The sequence below is a fragment of the Candidatus Equadaptatus faecalis genome (genome assembly GCA_018065065.1).
GTDB lineage: Bacteria > Synergistota > Synergistia > Synergistales > Synergistaceae > Equadaptatus > Equadaptatus faecalis.
The window spans coordinates 1-1,621 of record JAGHTZ010000068.1 but is presented as its reverse complement, the minus strand read 5'-3'; the positions used below and the strand labels follow the sequence as shown (position 1 = coordinate 1,621).

The 1,621-nt window shown below is 44.7% G+C and carries 2 protein-coding genes and 1 tRNA gene; all 3 read right to left on the bottom strand.

Going from position 1 to position 1,621, the window contains the following annotated elements; translation table 11 throughout:
• Positions 1-87 precede the first annotated feature (87 nt).
• On the bottom strand, positions 88-381 hold the full coding sequence (locus KBS54_05705) for a GIY-YIG nuclease family protein (protein MBQ0055619.1): 294 nt from the start codon (positions 379-381) through the stop codon (positions 88-90).
• A gap of 40 nt (positions 382-421) precedes the next feature.
• Positions 422-766 (bottom strand): ORF6N domain-containing protein, encoded by a 345-nt coding sequence (locus KBS54_05700; GenBank protein ID MBQ0055618.1) that lies wholly within the window; start codon positions 764-766, stop codon positions 422-424.
• A gap of 764 nt (positions 767-1,530) precedes the next feature.
• Positions 1,531-1,608: transfer RNA gene (locus tag KBS54_05695), tRNA-Pro, on the bottom strand.
• Between the last annotated feature and the right edge of the window lie 13 nt (positions 1,609-1,621).

The window sequence follows — 1,621 nt, the reverse complement described above, 5'->3', positions numbered from 1 at the left end:
TTTGTCCGTGTAAATATTTCCGTCTTTCTGCGGAAGCCGAAAGGCTTAGCGCAGAATCCAGCGGCGTGTCCCTAATGTGTAGTGCTTTTAATTTAAGTCTTCTGTTTCTTCGGACAAATCGTTCCAGTACGGATTCGATTTTTCTATTAACTCCGTCTTGAATTTTCTGTCCCTGTTTTTTATTTTTTTCTCTGCCGCTATTGCGTCCTGCATTGTTTCGTGAAATTCGTACCAAACAAGTCTGTGTACTGAATATTTTTGCGTAAAACCTTCCGTTTCGTCTGATTTATGTTGTGTTATGCGCCGTGCAAGGTTTGACGTAGTGCCTACGTATATCGTTCCGTTTCTGCCGTTTGCAAGTATATAAACTGACGGTTTCATTGGCTTACTATTGACAACGCCGCTGGTTCCTGCGCTGCTCCTAACGGAGCCCGCAGGAAGACAGAGATTGATTGTATATGCCCTGCTCGGTGAAGGCGTAGGGATAGTATGTTCTGCCACCTTTCATGCCTTTGGTCTGCATTATCGAGGTCACAAATTGTGACCTCGATAAATATTCAGTTTCTTCAAGAAGGGTTAACGGGAACATAAAGTCTTCTTCAAATTTCTCTTTGTTGCGTGCAATCTGCTGATTAAACACCTTTGTTGTGTAGCCGTAAATCGCCGCAAGGTCGCTATCAAGCATTACGCGCTGTCCGCGTATCGTGTAGATTTTGTTCCTGATGTTTTCCTGCGTTACCAATGCGATTTCGTTTTTAACAGCCATGTCCGCACCGCCTTTGTATTCCGTTCTCTGACTTTCTGCTGTCTATTTTACAGTAAATCTTCCTGAAAATGTCATTTTGAAAATGACATCTTTTGAAAATTTTGTGCTATGCCGCTCTGTTTCGCTATAAAAAACGGGCTGAAATTGTCGTTCAGCCCGTTAATGTATCGTCACACAGCCGTTCGGAGTATTCCCCGCCGGCGTTGTTTTCAGTTTGTTGTGTTTCGTTTCGTTTCGTACTGCGTCATGCAGTTTTGTTTTGCTCACAGCCTTAATGACTGTCTGCGTTTCTTTGGTTTGTTGCTTTCGCTTTACGCTTTTGCCTTTGCTTTTTGCCTTTGCTTATAGCATATAGCTTATAGCTTATGGCTCTCTTTCGCTCTCGCGAAAAAGCCAAACCGCGGTTTGGGTGGTGCTAAGTTTTGTTAGAATGCCCGCCGCCCCGCCTGTCCAATAAACGGAAATGTTTCAAGCTTGGACTGCCCTTTTCCGTCTAAGACGATCCGACGAACAAGACGTGCTCCGACGCATTGCGCTTTAACTGTCTGCCTTCCGCGGTAAGCCCCTTGGGGCGCAGGACGGATTGGCGTTTTTTAGTTCTTTGCGCGTTGCTGTGGTGTATAGGTCCCTCCAATTATCAAATTGCAATCAGACCCCAAATTTGTTAACCAAAAAATGAAAATTCCTGGAATTTCTTTGATTTTTTTTGTCAGTGCAGCATAAAAAAACAGTTTTCCAATACTTGGAAAACTGCTGTTTTCAACTGGTCGGGGCGAGAAGAATTGAACTTCCGACCTCTTGGTCCCGAACCAAGCGCGCTAACCAGACTGCGCTACGCCCCGACGAACCAGTGCA